We start from the raw sequence: 14307 nt of genomic DNA, 5'->3' as shown, positions 1-14307 counted from the left end.
CAAAATGAACAGGGGCGCGATATTAACACAGGGTTGGCGCCGCCTAGTTCTATGCCTTGAGTGAGGCCGGCGAAGATTTTCTACGATTCATTTGCACGCCAGCAGTTGCAGCAGCCGGCGGATCGCCTCCGGCAACTCCACGCAGGACGTATCGATCTCGCAATCGGCTTGCAACGGCGCTTCATACGGACTGTCGAGCCCGGTGAAATCCTTGATACGGCCCTCCAGGGCCGCCTGATACAGGCCCTTGGGGTCACGCTGGGCACAGGCCTGGAACGGCGTGCTGATGTACACCTCAATAAACTGTCCAGCCCCGAACAGCGCCCGGGCAGCATCACGATCGGCGCGAAACGGTGAAATCGCCGACACGATCACCAACAGCCCAGCCTCCACCATCAGCCGCGCCACCTCGGCCATGCGGCGGATATTTTCCTTGCGTGCCTCGGCCCCCATTCCCAGGTCACGGCACAGCCCACTGCGCACATTGTCGCCATCAAGGACGAAGGTATGCATGCCCAACTCGTTGAGGCGCAGTTCCAGCAGGTTGGCCAGGGTCGACTTACCGCCCCCCGACAGGCCCGTCAGCCATAGACAACAGGGCTTCTGCCGCTTGAGGGCGGCCCGGGCCTCGATGGACAGCGACAGGCTGTAGGGGCGGATCTGCAGTTGCTCCAAAGGCGCACAAGCGAGCTTATTCATAACCCAGCATCTCGTAGTCGCGTTGATAGACACGGCGCACCAGGCGACGGGTGCGTACCGAGCAGAATTCCCTGACAGGGGTAGTGCGGCGTTGAGCAGTGCCGTTGACATGGGGCAGTTGGGCATCGACCCCCAACTGCTGGCACAGCAGCTGGAAGTCACGTTGCAGGTATTCCTGATAGCCGATGAAGTCCAGGGCCAGGCGCCCCAGGGAGTCGGTGAGGAAGTCGCTCTGGGGCGCGAAATGCATCTGCCTGTGGATGTTCTCCGAGCGCAGCCAGCGGCCGACAAAGTCGTCGAAGTCCCGGTAGTGCGTCACCAGGCTCTGGGCCGCCTGATCCCGCCGCCCCAGGCGGTTGCCCCGCAAAAAGGCATAGGCCGAATAGGCGCGTTCCAGGGGATCGCGGACGAAGGCGAACTTGAAGCTGCTGGAAAACGCCCGGGGGAACTGTTGCTCATACCAGTACAACGGCAGGTGCCCCGGCATCCACCCGTCGAACAGGGCCGAACAGACGCTGCTGCCGGCACACTTGGGAACATGGATAAACAGACAGGAATGACGGGCAAAAGCATCAGGGAACCGCACATTGGCGGACATGGACTTGTTCACCACCTGACGATCCACCACCGACAGGCGACCCAACAGGAAATGACGCTGGGTCTTGGGTAATAACTTCCACACAAAACGTTGCAGCATTGCGGTACCCACGCGAGAAGGATGGCCCTCTCGATCCATTCGAAGATTCAGGCGGGAACCATAACAAGCGTGAAACGCAGAATTATTTAGCCTTGGTCAAGACTGTAAGACGGGTCATACAAATGATGCCAAGGTGCCTTGCACACCCTGGAGGCTCCGGGGAACGAGCGGGCTCGCTCCCCGGAAAGACTCAGGCGATCCCGGTGGGTGCGGGCTCTTCCAGCCCCATGGCATGCAACCGCGAGTAGTAGCCATTCTGGGCCAGCAACTGGGCATGAGTGCCGCGCTCGACAATCCGTCCCTGATCCATGACCAGGATCATGTCCGCCTTCTCGATAGTGGACAGACGGTGCGCAATCACCAGGGTGGTACGTCCCTTCATGACCTTGTCCAGGGCAGCCTGGATATGCCGCTCGGACTCGGTGTCCAGGGCCGAGGTGGCCTCGTCGAGAATCAGCAGCGGAGCGTTCTTCAGCAAAGCCCTGGCAATCGCCAGGCGCTGACGCTGGCCACCCGAAAGCAGCACGCCGTTCTCCCCCACCTGAGTGTCGAGGCCTTCTGGCAACTGGGCGATGAAGTCCATGGCGTAGGCGTCGGCCGCGGCCTTTTCGATGTCAGCCCGCGGTGCCCCGGCCAGGTCGCCATAGGCAATGTTGTTGGCCACGGTGTCGCTGAACAGGGTGACGTGCTGGGTAACCTGGGCGATATGCCGACGCAGGTTCAGCAGGCGGTAATCTTCAACCTCGGTGCCGTCCAGAAGGATCTGGCCCTTGTCATGGTGATAGAAGCGCGGGATCAGGTTGGCCAGGGTCGACTTGCCGCTGCCGGAACGCCCCACCAGGGCGACCATTTTTCCGGGCTCGACGCTGAAGCTGATGTCGTCCAGCACCTGACGCTCGGTACCTGGATAGGTGAAGCTCAGGTTACGCACTTCCAGGTGTCCGCTGATGCTGGCGTGTTCCACCGTGCCATGATCGACCTCGGGCTCGACGTCCAACTGTTCGAAGATGCTTTCCGCGCCGGCCACGCCTTTCTGGATGGTGGAACTGACTTCCGACAGCTGACGAATGGGCTTGGGCAGCAACCCGGCCATGGTGATGTAGGCCACCATTTCCCCCGCCGACGCATCGCCACGCAGGTACAGGACCAGGAACATCAGCACCGCCATGGCGCTGTAGATCACCAGTTGCAGCAGCGGCGTGTAGATCGCGCCGGTGCGGGTCATGCGCAGTTGCTTGTCGGTGTTGCCCTGGCTGGCCGCCAGAAAGCGCTGCTGCTCATAGGTCTCGCCGCCAAAGCTGCGCACCACGCGATAGCCCTGGATGGTTTCCGAGGCAACGTGAGTCACGTCGCCCATGGCCACCTGGATCTTCTTGCTTTGCTTGCGGAATTTCTTGCTGGCGGTACGCACCATGATCGCAATCAGCGGCAGGATGGCAATCATCACCAGGGTCAGGCGCCAGTTCATCCACAACAACGAGGCAAACAGGAAGATCACCGTCATGCCTTCGCGGATCACCACCTTGATCGCATCGGTCGCGGCCCCCGTCACCATGGTCACGTTGAACGTGATGCGCGAGATCAGGTGTCCCGAGTTGTGCTTGTCGAAGTAGCGGTTGGGCAAGGTCAACAGGTTGTTGAACAACTGCACCCGCAGGTCATGCACCAAGCCCAGGGAAACCTTGGCCAGGAAGTAGTTGCCCAGGTAGGAACCCAGGCCCTGCCAGGCAGCGATCAGCACGATCAACAGTGGCACCGCCTGCAGCAGCCGCATGTCTCGCAGGTAGGGCACAGTGGGAAACAGCGCAGCCTCGGGATTGGACAGGCCATCGACGAAATACTTGAGGATGTAGCCGAGCATGGGCTGGGTCGAAGCGAAGATCAGGAACCCGACGATGCTGATGAGAAACAGACCAATATAGGGCCGCACATAGCCAAGCAGACGGAAGTAGATTTTCAAGCTCGAAGGGCTTGCGCTGGGACTGGAGTCGGTCATATCACGGGAATGTCGTCAAAAAGGAGGCTGACTTTAGCACAGCTTGTTCGAGGTACCGGCACTCCCAAGGGACCGAGATTGTTCAGCTGACCAACGACACCACTCGGTATTAATCGCTATGATTGCCGGCTTAACTTCCGGGATGAACGTCTAAGCATGCAACCCAACGCTCTTCGCAACACGTCGAATCGAGTATTCGATTTCATTTGCCTGTGGATTCTGCCGCTAGGGTATCTATTGCTGCTCTGCGCGCTGTTTTTCCTCCCCGGCCGCAGTCAGTTGCACAAGCTGTACTACGGCCTGTTCAGCATCCCGACGCTGATTGCCCTGTGTGCACGCCCCAGCGAACTGAAAGGACTGCTGCGCGAACCTATCTTCATCGCCATGCTGCTGTTCTGTACCTGGGCCATCGTCAGTCTGGCCTGGAGCCCGGCTGTCGACAGCGTGATGGGAGAGATCAAGACCCCTTTGCATACGCTGATGCTGTTCGCCGGCTGTACCCTGCTGGTGCGCTATCGCAATGACATAGTGCAGCCACTGATCTTCTGCGCGGCGATCGTTGCCCTGCTCGCCTCGATCTTCAATCTGTACGTCTTCGTTCGCTACCACACCCCCGATCTGCGCATGGTGGGTGCCGGAGCCTTTGACAATCCGCTGCTGAGCTCCCACGTCTTCGGTTTCTTCTGCGTCTACTGGCTGAGCCTGAGCATGACCTGTCGCCGCTACCAGATGCTCTGGCTGAGCATTCCGGCAATGGCCATCATGTTTGCCGCACTGATTGCCACCGGCTCCAGGACGCCCTTGGTGGCGCTGACCCTGGCCGCTCTCTGGCTGAGCCTCATCAGCTGGAACCGCCGCTCGTTGATGTTGCTTGCGGGCATGGCAGTAGGCGGCGCGGCGGTCCTGCTCCTGTTCTCGCAGATGCTTCTGGAGCGTGGCAGCTCTTCGCGCTTCGACCTCTGGCGCCTGGCGCTGGAGCAGATCGTCAATCATCCCTGGATCGGTCATGGCTATAACGCCAGCCTGTCCCTGGACCCGGGTATCGGCTTCCTCCTGGAAGAGCCACACAACTTCGCCCTGGGGGTTCTCTACTATGTGGGCATCTTCGGCCTGCTGCCGTGGCTGTTCATGCAGGTCTGGGCCCTGCTCAAGAGCTGGCAGCTTCGCACCACACCCTTGCTGATCCTGGCTTCCAGCTGGTTGGTCTTTGGCATTGGCGCCGGCCTGACAGAAGGCGGCGGGATTCTTTCGCGTCCAAAGGAGCACTGGTTCCTGCTGTGGATCCCCCTGGCCATGATCGCCGCCCTGTGCATTCACCAGCGCGCCAGACGTTCGCCGCCCCTGCAGGTAGCCTCGCTGACCCCGGCCGCAGCCGAACAACTGCTCGCCAATGCCCAGGTCATCGAAGCCGATGGCCTGGGGCCCAAGGTCCTGCGTCTGGAGGATGGCAGTTTCTTCAAGCTGTTCCGCCCTCGTCGCTGGTACACCTCGGGAGGGTTCAACCCCTACTCCGAGCGCTTTGCCGCAAACAGCGAGCAACTGCGTGATCTGGGCATTACCACCCCGGTCATCCTGGGCCTGTACCGACTTGCCGACGGCAGCAACGCCGTGCGCTACCAGCCACTGCCTGGGCAGACCCTACGCCAGCGCCTGCAATTGGCAGGCTCGGCAGAAGAGCGTGCCCAACTGATCAAGGACTTCGGTACGTTCATGGCTCGACTGCATGAACAGGGGGTGTACTTTCGCTCGCTTCACCTGGCCAATGTGCTGGTCCTGGAGAACGGCGAATTCGGCCTGATCGATCTTGCCGATCTGCGGGTTTACCCCTCCTCGCTGAGAACTTCACTGCGCCAGCGCAATCTGCGGCACATGCAGCGCTATAGCGAAGACAGTAACTGGCTGTTCCAGGAGCACCTGAATGCACTACAGGCGGGGTATGCGCTGCCTACCTCGATGTCCCGTGCAACCGGCCTGCTGAAGCAACTGCCTGCGAGCGACGAGCGCCAAGGCGCTCACTGAAACCCTGCACCCACATCTGCACCCTGACAGTCGCACAAGGCTGTCAGGGAATCAGGTCACAGGGAATTGAGCCGCTGAACGTCAGGCCTGACGCTGCCGGGCATAAGCCAGGAAGCCTTCGATATCATCACTGCACAGCTTGTCGGCAAGCCCGTGCAACTCGGCTTCCGGCCAGTCCCACCAGGCACTCTGCAACAACTGCTGGCGCTGTTCTTCGGGGAAGCGCCACCGCAGGAAGCGCGCCGGATTGCCACCGACCACCGCATAGGGTTCCACATCCTTGGTGACCAGAGCCCCCGCCGCGACAATCGCGCCATGGCCGATGGTCACACCGGACAACAGTGTGCTGTTGGAGCACAGCCATACATCACTGCCCACCCGCACATCGCCATTGGTGCCGGCGTAACCGCTGATATGCGCGGCCTGGGGCAGCATTGCGGGAAAGGGGTAGGTGCTGACCCAATCCGCACGGTGGTGACCACCAAGAAAAATCTGCACGCCTTCGGCGATCGAGCAGTAAGCACCGATGCTCAGGGTCGAACCTTCCTGCCAGTCATGCACCTCAGGCACGCCATAACTGCCGCGGCCAATGCTGTACCCCGGATAACGCTGTTGGAAGCGCACCACGCCGCGTTCGATTTTCGGCAGTTTGCGGATCGCACGCTTGGCGCGCTTTTCAAGAAAGCGTTGAATCCAGCCCATGCTCCGGCGCCCCTTCAGTCTTTTTCCAGCGGCGAAAAATACAAGCGGCCCAACCCACGCCAGGTTTTCTTGTTCCAGGCCTTGAACGGAATCTGTGCCAACAATTCGCGAGCCAGTTTCCGATCGCGATTGGACACCTTGAGGAACATCGAACTGAGGAACTTGTAGCGAACCTCCTCGTACAGCGGATGCTCACTGAACAGAGCGTAGGTGCGCAGGATGTTGTCGATCATGAAGCGGTTGTTCTTGTAGGAGTTGGTGGCGTGCTTGCGATAACGCGCCATCACTACGTTCAAGCCGTCGATAAAGTAGCCCGCATGGGTGATCTTCAGCTCGATCAACAAGTCCTCAAGGCGGATATTCGGGTCGAAACCACCGACCTTCTCCAGTGCCTCGCGGCGAATCATCAACGTCGGCGCAGGCGGGTAAGGCTTGCGCTCAAGGAACATGTCATCGAAATCCAGACGCCGGAACGGTACATCACGGCGCTGGCGATTTTCGGGAAACGGGTTGCCATCGCTGTCGATCAACTCGATATTGCCGGCGCAGATCCCGACCTCCGGCTTGCCGTCCAGGTAGGCCACCTGAGTCGCGATACGTTCGGGCAGCATAATGTCGTCGGAGCCGAAGGGCACGATCAGGCTGCCCTTGGCCCGAGCGATGGCGCCATTGAGGGTATTGGTCAGCCCCTGATTCTGCTGGACGCGGAAGTCGAAACCATGCAAAGCCTGCAAACGCCGGATACGCTCGACGCTGTCATCGCTGGAACCGTCATCCACCACCAGCAGTTCGATGTTCGAATAGGTCTGGTTGAGCACGCTGAGAATGCTCTGCTCGATATAGGGTGCGTGGTTGTAGGAGGCGATGATTACCGTCACCACAGGTTGCTGGTCTGTCATTGCTGCCTCTTGCCCGCCTGACTCAATCCCGAGTCGATCAATTGCCGGTATTCCTCGCGGAACACCTCGATATCATGTTCTTTTTGTAGATAGCGATACGCTTGCTGGCCCTTGTCGGCCAACGCCTCATCGGAGAGCCCCAGGTAATTGTCCAGTGCCGCCGTCAGCGCCGGCACATTGGCCGGCTCAACCGCCAGGCCACCGGCCCCTTCAATCAGCGGCAGCATGGCCGGTACATTGGAAGCGATCACCGGCAACTGCCCGCTCATGCCTTCCAGCAACGCCAGGCCCAAGCCTTCGGCCAATGACGGCATGGTCCAGATATCGAAGGCACGCACATACTGCAGTGCGTTCTCCTTGAAGCCCAGCAGGTGGGCCCGGCCCTGCAGGCCCAGACGCTCGATCTCGGCGCGCAGATTGGCCTCTTCGCGCCCGGCGCCAATGATCGCCAACTGAGTCTGTGGGTACTTGTCCTTGAGCTGAGCAAATGCCTGCAGCAGGTAAGTGTGGCCCTTGACCGGCACCAGGCGCCCCAGAGCACCGATCAGGCGCACGGAAGGGTCCAGCCCCAACAACTCACGAGAGCGCTCGCGGGAGTGCTGCAAGGCTTCGGCCTGTTCGATATCGATGGCGTTGGTGATCGCCCAGGTGTTCTGGTCGGTGAAACCGCACCGGCAATCCAGCAGGTACTGCTTGACCGCGGGCGATACACCGACAAAACGCCAGTGCCGGTCGATCAGGCGCTGGGTCTGGCGCCGCCGGTAAAGCCGGTCGTACTCACCGAAACCATGGGAGATGCCAATGCACAGGGGGACCTTCAACCAACGGTTGAGGGTCAGCATCATGTTCACCGGCTTGAAGCGATTGCAGATCACCACATCGAACTTTTCCTTGCGGCAGAATTGATACAACCGCCACATGGCCCGCAGACGCATGCCTTTCAGGGCCTTGTCGGAAAACTCGAAATACACCGAATGATCGGCCCGGCTGACCGGATCAGCCGGCCCGGGTCGCCCACGCAGGAAGGCCGCCGTCATCTCGTACCGGTCAGCCGGCAAGGCCTTGACGATCTGCTCCGCCAGGTCGGCGAAGTCGTGGGATTTGACGTTGTAGTCCGGCTGCAATTGCAGGACCTTGAAGCGCTGACTCATAACTCTCCCCGGTGGAAGCCTGTGGCATCGATGACCCAGGAAGACTCGCTGGCCAGGGCCTGGACCACCTTGGCATCCTGCTCAGGCAAATCCGACCACTCATTGCGCTTCCAACACACAAAGTGGAAATACGGAAAACTGCGGTCGCCGTCGCGGTCATTGGTCAGATGCCCCTCCTTCCAGTACCAGCGCGTTGGAAAATCACGACTGCCGTCATGCCAGTCGATCACTCCGCCCGGCGTGCTGAACGCCTCAGTGAACTCGCTGCGACGACGCCATGGATTGAACTTGCCCACCAGCTTGAACAGCGGCTTCGGGAAATTCTTGCGCCAGAGAAAAATTCGACTGAACGCCCCTTCATCCAGTGCATGATGCTGCTGGTCGGTAAAGCGCGTCTGCCAATCCTTGATCTGCCTGAACAATTCAAGCTGGCGGGCGCTGTTGCGTATCAGGCACAAGTGCCCAGCGACGCGACGCTCGTGGGTGGAGAACAGGTCATACTTCGCCAAACGATCTGCGGTGAAGTAGGCCCGCAGGTCACCGTAGACCAGATCGATATCGCCGAAAGCCCAAAAGTCGTAGCCCTGCAGCCGATCAATATGGATATAACCCATTGCAGGCCTGATATCACAGAGCTTGTAAGCTGCATTGGGCGCAAAATCGATGTTCAGGCGCTGCGACACCAAGGCGCAATAATCAGCAAAGCTGATGCTTTCAAACTGGACGTTCGGCGGCAGATTCTCCGGAATCCCACAATCGCTGAAAAACAACCAGTCGATGTCCGGATTGCGTCGGCAGCTTTCGAGAAAAAACGGCAGCCAGAATGGCCAGCGCCCGAAATAGGGCATGAGAAACAGGATTCGCGGGCGTGGATTGATCACAAAAGACTCGCTGTCAGGTTAGGGGCACAACAGATTCCTGTGTTTATGCCGGTTTTATCGCTGCCGCAACAGCCAGAACAGTTCATGCCGCCGCACTGCCTTGCGAAAGAACTCATTCTCTCCCAGGGTCGAAGGCACTCTACTAGCCAGAAGCCATTGTATCGACCTGCGCAGACGCCGCTTGAACGGCATTCTCGGCTGCAGGTCATGCATCATGCCCAAGGCCATGGCCTTGTCATATTGCTCTACCTGGGACAGTGGCAAACACCAGGGACGCAACTCTGTCGTCGAATCGAACACCGGCGGCAAAGCAATGCCCGCCCCCGAATCACCCATTGGCCAGCGGTCGTTGTCATGCAGGTGATTGGCATAGCCAAGCACGGTGGTCGGCTGCCAGTCCAACCCCTCCAGCGCCTGCATCACCGCCGCCTGGGCACAGATATGGTCAGGATGAGGGTCCAGTGACGGATGGGGCAGCACCAGCACTTCGGGCCGCGCCTTGAGCAGCAGCTCGCGCAGATCAGCCAACAGGTTGTCCCAGGTCGGCAGCCCATCCCGATCGGCTGGTAGCGGGAACGGATTGAACTGGCGGAACAGGCGGATATCGCTCAACTGCGCCTCACGCGAGGCCACCGGCTGTTGCGGCGCGGCCTGCATGGCAGGCAGTTGCAGACAGAAGTACCCCAGCTGTACGCAGTGCGCTTCAGGCACTCCCGCCCAACGCGGCACAGCGATACTGTCCCAGGCTCGCAAACGGCCCTTGATTCGCGCTGCCTCGGCAGCGTTCATACCCATGGCCTGATAATGCTCGGCCTCGATTTCCCCCGCTGTCAGGGTCACGATCCAGGCTTCGTCAGCCTGGCTGTACAAGCCAAAGGCTGCCAGTTCAGCATCGTCGGCATGGGGCGCAATCACCATCACTCGCTGGCGTCGGTAGTCGGGGTCGCGCCAGGCCATCAACTGCGGCTGGACCTGAATCCGACAGAATCGCCCACGCAGCTGCAGCTCGCCGCCGAGCAGCGGGCCAGTCAGGCCGCTAAGGTTGAGATAACGCAGGCCATCGACGCCCCGCTCGAACGCCTGGCGGTCGAGCGTCGGGCCGCCCAGCACCTCAATGGCCGGATCGAGAAAACGTCCGATCCAGGAACTCTTGACCTGCACCCCAAGAATCAGTGTCTCGTCCGCCGCCAGTTCCGGCACCGAGTCCAGCAGCAGGCGCCCCGCCTCCAGGCGCACTGCGAGCTGCCGAGCATCGCTGCCAAAGTCATAGCAGTAGTCGTCCTTGGGCGAGTAGAACAGGTGATCGGCAAACCAGGCCTCATGGGCCAGCCAGCCAAGAACGGCCAGCAGCAGCGGCAACCACCAGGCCACCAGCACGCCAATCAGCAGCAACAGCACCAGCCCCACCAACAGGGCGATTCGTTTATTGCGCCGGTGGCGCTTGAGCAGTTGCTGTTTGCGACTCATGGACGGCCTCACACCTGAAAAACCGGCACCGGATTGCACCAACGGTCCTTGTACTCACGGTCGGCGCGGCCAAAGGAGAAACGCAGCGGTTTGTCCAGGGCCCGAGCCTGTTCCCAGGCACTCTGGGTGTTGAGGAAGCTCAGCACGCTCCCCGGACTGAACTCACGCGTCTGTGGGTCAACACCACCGTTTACATACTCCACGCTGATCCACTGCGGCGCTTCGACCCGGTAGATCAACTGCACGGCAATCGGCGCATCGTTGAGGAAAATCACCGAGCCGATCAGCAGCTCGCGCAAGCGTTCCAACACCTCGGCCATGCGCTCGGCGCCAGTGGCCGCAAAGCCCCAGCGGCGCTGGAACAGGTCACAGTAGATGGCCGCCAGTTCAGCGCTGGTGAAATCACTGACCGCACGCACCACCCCGCCCGCCTCCTCCAGCAGACGCAGTTCACGGCGCTGGTTGTAGCGAAACTTCTTCGACAACTCTTCGGGGGTACGGGCCATGGCCAATTGTTCGGCCTGAGGCTTGAGGGTGCTGAAGCGCCCTTCGTTAAGCGCAGACAGGTAGCGCCCACGATGACGCAGTGGCACCTGAGCATCGGCCGCTGCCGGAAGGATCAACTCGGCATTGCCGATATCAAACAGGCCCTTCTTGCCGGCTCGCTTGAGCACGTCCTTGGACAGCGCCAGGTCCCGCCCCCAGGTGGCAATGGCCGCCTGCAGATGGCCGTCCTGTTCCCAGGCCAGATAACGCACGGGAATCTGCGCCAGGTCCGCCAGTTGCTCCACCACCAACGGATGGGTCGCCACACTGCCACCAAAGCGCTGCCAGGCATCGGCATAGGTCGACGCGTCAATGACTGACCAGCCACGTTCGCGCCAGCCTTGAAATCGATTGAGCATCAGCCCCTCGCGGTCAGATCGGTGACTTGCGGCAAACGCCAGAATACGTCCCGTACAGCACGGTCGGAGAAACGCTCGCGCAAGCGATCGAGCATCAACTCGGCACAGACCCGGCGCTGATGGTCATCCATCGCGGCCAGGTGCTGCAGGCCTTGAGCCATGTGCTCGGCGTCTCCCAGGGGGAACAGAATGCCCACACCCTCTACCACTTCCTTTGCACCGCCGCAGGCGGTGGCCAGCAAGGGCACACCGGCCGCCATGGCTTCCAGCAGGACCATGCCGAAGGGTTCGTGATCGGAGCTCAAGGCAAATACGTCGAACGCACGGAAATAGCGCCGAGCGTCCGGCACCTGCCCGAGGAACAGCACGCGATCAGCCACGCCCAGTTCACGGGCCAGGGATTTCAGATCCTTCTCCAGGCGCCCGGTCCCCAGGATCGCCAACTGACTCTGCTGCGGCAATTGCGGCACGGCGGCGGCAAAGCCCCGCAGCAAAGTGGCCTGATCCTTGTCCGGGTGCAGGCGTCCGACGTTGCCGACAATCCAGGCATCCGCGGACAGGCCCAGCTCGCTGCGGGCCTGGGCTGCGTCCAGCTGGCTGGCCTGCAAGGCTTCCAGGTCGATGCGGTTGTACAGGGTCTGGATACGCGCCGCAGGCCATTTGGGCAGGCAGGCACGCATGTCGTCGCGCACCGCATCAGAGACCCCCAACAGGCTCAGGCGCTTGCGAAACAGTCCAGCGAAGATCTGCCGGCTTCGGCGCTTGTAGTCGGAAAAGGCGTGATGGACACCCACTACCGGCAAGCGGGTGCCCAACAAAGCGATGTAGATCGGCTTGAAACGATGAGCGATGCAAAAGCTGAAATTGCGCGAGGCGGCAATCTTGCGCAGGTCACGAATGGCACCCAGCTTGAGGCCACGAATGGCCTTGGAGCTGTATTCCATGAACAGCACTTCATCGGACGCACAACCGGCAGCCACTTCGGCATCGGCGGCCCCGGTGAGAAACACCGTGGTCACCCGATAGCCGCTGCCCGCGAACAAGTTGGCGTATTGCCGGGCGCAGTCCAGGAACGGCCCGTCATAGCCGTGGCAAAACTGCAGCACATGGCGTTCAGCCGAGCGTGTCATAAGGGTCCACGCCGTCTTTGACCACCAGAATGTCTTCCATGATCAGGTACTGCAGATCGGAACCGTAGAACATGTTCAGGGCGTCGGTCGGCGAGCAGATCATCGGCTCGCCACGACGGTTCAACGAGGTGTTCAGCGACACGCCGTTACCGGTCAGGACTTCCAGGGCCTTCATCATGTCGTAGTAGCGCGGGTTGTATTCGCGCTTGAGCACCTGGGCCCGGGATGTACCGTCTTCGTGAACCACTTCCGGCACCCGGGTCTTCCACTCTTCAGCCACTTCGAAGGTGAAGGTCATGAACGGCGCCGGGTGGTCGACCTTGATCATCTGCGGACCGACGGTGTCGAGCATCGACGGGCAGAAAGGCCTCCAGCGCTCGCGAAACTTGATCTGCTCGTTGATCCGGTCGGCAACGCCCACGGCGCTCGGGCAACCGATGATCGAACGACCGCCCAGGGCCCGTGGACCGAACTCCATGCGGCCTTGGAACCAGGCCACCGGGTTGCCATCGACCATGATCTTGGCGATGCGTTCCGGGGTGTTGTCGATCTGCCGCCAGGCCGGTTTGTTCGGGTGACGGGCACAGGCGGCGATCACGTCTTCGTTGCTGTAGGACGGGCCGAGATAGACGTGTTCCATCTTCTCTACCGGCACCCCACGGGCATGGGAAACGTACGCAGCAGCGCCCACGGCGGTGCCGGCGTCGCCGGAAGCCGGCTGCACGAACAGCTCTTTGACTTCAGGACGGGCAATGATCTTCTGGTTCAGCTTGACGTTCAGCGCGCAGCCGCCGGCGAAAGCCAGCTTGCCGGTTTCCTTGAGGACGTCGCCCAGGTAGTGGTCGATCATCTGCAGGGCCAGTTTCTCGAACAGCGCCTGCATGCTCGCGGCGTAGTGGATGTAAGGCTCGTCGGCGATGTCGCCTTCGCGCTTGGGACCCAGCCACTCGATGAGTTTTGGCGAGAAGTAGAAACCCTTGCCCTTCTCTTTGTAGCGACGCAGGCCAATGACGTTGGCGTAGTCGGTGTTGATCACCAGTTCGCCGTTTTCAAAGCTGGCCAGGCGCGAGAAATCGTACTTGCTGGCGTCGCCATAAGGCGCCATGCCCATGACCTTGAACTCGCCGTCGAGCATTTCGAAGCCGAGAAACTCGGTGATCGCGCCATAGAGGCCGCCCAGGGAGTCCGGATCGAAGAACTCCTTGATCTTGTGGATCTTGCCGTTTTCGCCGTAGCCGAAGAAGGTAGTGGCGTATTCGCCCTTGCCGTCGATCCCGAGGATCGCGGTCTTCTCCTTGAAGCCCGAGCAGTGGTAGGCACTGGAGGCGTGGGCCAGGTGGTGCTCCACCGGCTCGATCTTGACCTTTTTCGGGTCAAAACCCAGTTGCTCCAGGCACCAGACGATCTTCTTGCGATAGCGCTTGTAGCGACGGTTGCCCATCAGGATCGCGTCCAGGGCGCGGTCCGGGGCATACCAGTAGCGCTTGGCGTAATGCCAGCGAGCCTTGCCGAACAGGCTGATCGGAGCAAACGGAATCGCTACCACGTCAACGTCGGAAGGCTTGATCCCGGCCTGTTCCAGGCAGAACTTCGCCGACTCGTAGGGCATGCGGTTCTTTGCATGCTTGTCGCGCACGAAACGCTCTTCTTCAGCGGCGGCAATCAGTTTGCCGTCGATATACAGGGCTGCTGAAGGATCATGGCTAAGGGCGCCGGACAGGCCAAGAATCGTCAATGCCACAGGGGTCTAGCCTCGTTTAG

General features: G+C 60.7%; 12 protein-coding genes. 1 reads left to right on the top strand and 11 read right to left on the bottom strand.

What is annotated here, in order from left to right:
- Positions 1 to 87 precede the first annotated feature (87 nt).
- From cysC to msbA, 3 genes are all read right to left on the bottom strand, one after another.
- Positions 88 to 699: an adenylyl-sulfate kinase gene (cysC, locus tag DWF74_RS18685; protein WP_115581470.1), complete on the bottom strand. Its 612-nt coding sequence runs from the start codon at positions 697 to 699 to the stop codon at positions 88 to 90.
- Positions 692 to 1396, bottom strand: coding sequence for a sulfotransferase family 2 domain-containing protein (locus DWF74_RS18680; protein ID WP_115581469.1), 705 nt, complete (start codon positions 1394 to 1396; stop codon positions 692 to 694). The genes cysC and DWF74_RS18680 overlap by 8 nt, the downstream gene beginning before the upstream one ends.
- Positions 1397 to 1586: 190 nt before the next feature.
- The gene (gene msbA / locus DWF74_RS18675) at positions 1587 to 3392 is read right to left on the bottom strand and encodes a lipid A export permease/ATP-binding protein MsbA (protein ID WP_102862877.1); all 1806 of its coding nucleotides are present in this window, start codon (positions 3390 to 3392) and stop codon (positions 1587 to 1589) included.
- Positions 3393 to 3548: 156 nt separating this feature from the next.
- Here msbA and DWF74_RS18670 point away from each other — a divergent pair, with 156 nt between their 5' ends.
- Positions 3549 to 5411 (top strand): O-antigen ligase family protein, encoded by a 1863-nt coding sequence (locus DWF74_RS18670; protein WP_102862876.1) that lies wholly within the window; start codon positions 3549 to 3551, stop codon positions 5409 to 5411.
- A gap of 81 nt (positions 5412 to 5492) precedes the next feature.
- Here the strand turns inward: DWF74_RS18670 and DWF74_RS18665 are convergent, their stop codons facing one another.
- The 8 genes from DWF74_RS18665 to DWF74_RS18630 are packed head-to-tail and all read right to left on the bottom strand — an operon-like array spanning position 5493 to position 14287.
- Positions 5493 to 6113 carry a CatB-related O-acetyltransferase gene (locus DWF74_RS18665; RefSeq protein ID WP_115581468.1) on the bottom strand — a complete coding sequence of 207 codons (621 nt, stop codon included), beginning with the start codon at positions 6111 to 6113 and terminating at the stop codon, positions 5493 to 5495.
- Between the two features lie 14 nt (positions 6114 to 6127).
- Entirely contained in the window at positions 6128 to 7012 is an 885-nt protein-coding gene (locus DWF74_RS18660) for a glycosyltransferase (RefSeq protein WP_102862874.1), read from the bottom strand.
- Positions 7009 to 8163, bottom strand: a complete 1155-nt coding sequence (locus DWF74_RS18655) for a glycosyltransferase (protein WP_102862873.1) — start codon at positions 8161 to 8163, stop codon at positions 7009 to 7011. The genes DWF74_RS18660 and DWF74_RS18655 overlap by 4 nt, the downstream gene beginning before the upstream one ends.
- Positions 8160 to 9044 (bottom strand): DUF6625 family protein, encoded by an 885-nt coding sequence (locus DWF74_RS18650; RefSeq protein ID WP_102862872.1) that lies wholly within the window; start codon positions 9042 to 9044, stop codon positions 8160 to 8162. Before DWF74_RS18650 ends, DWF74_RS18655 begins: the two co-directional genes overlap by 4 nt.
- Positions 9045 to 9098: 54 nt before the next feature.
- Positions 9099 to 10511 carry a PIG-L deacetylase family protein gene (locus tag DWF74_RS18645; RefSeq protein ID WP_115581467.1) on the bottom strand — a complete coding sequence of 471 codons (1413 nt, stop codon included), beginning with the start codon at positions 10509 to 10511 and terminating at the stop codon, positions 9099 to 9101.
- Between the two features lie 8 nt (positions 10512 to 10519).
- The gene (locus DWF74_RS18640) at positions 10520 to 11416 is read right to left on the bottom strand and encodes an antimicrobial resistance protein Mig-14 (RefSeq protein WP_102862870.1); all 897 of its coding nucleotides are present in this window, start codon (positions 11414 to 11416) and stop codon (positions 10520 to 10522) included.
- Positions 11416 to 12546 carry a glycosyltransferase gene (locus tag DWF74_RS18635; RefSeq protein WP_102862869.1) on the bottom strand — a complete coding sequence of 377 codons (1131 nt, stop codon included), beginning with the start codon at positions 12544 to 12546 and terminating at the stop codon, positions 11416 to 11418. The genes DWF74_RS18640 and DWF74_RS18635 overlap by 1 nt, the downstream gene beginning before the upstream one ends.
- Positions 12530 to 14287: a carbamoyltransferase family protein gene (locus tag DWF74_RS18630; protein WP_102862868.1), complete on the bottom strand. Its 1758-nt coding sequence runs from the start codon at positions 14285 to 14287 to the stop codon at positions 12530 to 12532. The genes DWF74_RS18635 and DWF74_RS18630 overlap by 17 nt, the downstream gene beginning before the upstream one ends.
- Between the last annotated feature and the right edge of the window lie 20 nt (positions 14288 to 14307).

It is taken from the genome of Pseudomonas protegens (genome assembly GCF_003363755.1).
Taxonomy (GTDB): domain Bacteria; phylum Pseudomonadota; class Gammaproteobacteria; order Pseudomonadales; family Pseudomonadaceae; genus Aquipseudomonas; species Aquipseudomonas danubii.
The sequence above is the reverse complement of the archived record's forward strand: the minus strand, read 5'-3'. Positions and strand labels throughout refer to the sequence as shown.

What these genes read in the sequence shown, in the direction of transcription:
- DWF74_RS18680 (WP_115581469.1), bottom strand. Translation starts at nt 1,396, where the DNA reads ATGCTGCAACGTTTTGTGTGGAAGTTATTACCCAAGACCCAGCGTCAT.
- DWF74_RS18640 (WP_102862870.1), bottom strand. Translation starts at nt 11,416, where the DNA reads ATGCTCAATCGATTTCAAGGCTGGCGCGAACGTGGCTGGTCAGTCATT.
- DWF74_RS18635 (WP_102862869.1), bottom strand. Translation starts at nt 12,546, where the DNA reads ATGACACGCTCGGCTGAACGCCATGTGCTGCAGTTTTGCCACGGCTAT.
- msbA (WP_102862877.1), bottom strand. Translation starts at nt 3,392, where the DNA reads ATGACCGACTCCAGTCCCAGCGCAAGCCCTTCGAGCTTGAAAATCTAC.
- DWF74_RS18655 (WP_102862873.1), bottom strand. Translation starts at nt 8,163, where the DNA reads ATGAGTCAGCGCTTCAAGGTCCTGCAATTGCAGCCGGACTACAACGTC.
- DWF74_RS18660 (WP_102862874.1), bottom strand. Translation starts at nt 7,012, where the DNA reads ATGACAGACCAGCAACCTGTGGTGACGGTAATCATCGCCTCCTACAAC.
- DWF74_RS18645 (WP_115581467.1), bottom strand. Translation starts at nt 10,511, where the DNA reads ATGAGTCGCAAACAGCAACTGCTCAAGCGCCACCGGCGCAATAAACGA.
- DWF74_RS18670 (WP_102862876.1), top strand. Translation starts at nt 3,549, where the DNA reads ATGCAACCCAACGCTCTTCGCAACACGTCGAATCGAGTATTCGATTTC.
- cysC (WP_115581470.1), bottom strand. Translation starts at nt 699, where the DNA reads ATGAATAAGCTCGCTTGTGCGCCTTTGGAGCAACTGCAGATCCGCCCC.
- DWF74_RS18665 (WP_115581468.1), bottom strand. Translation starts at nt 6,113, where the DNA reads ATGGGCTGGATTCAACGCTTTCTTGAAAAGCGCGCCAAGCGTGCGATC.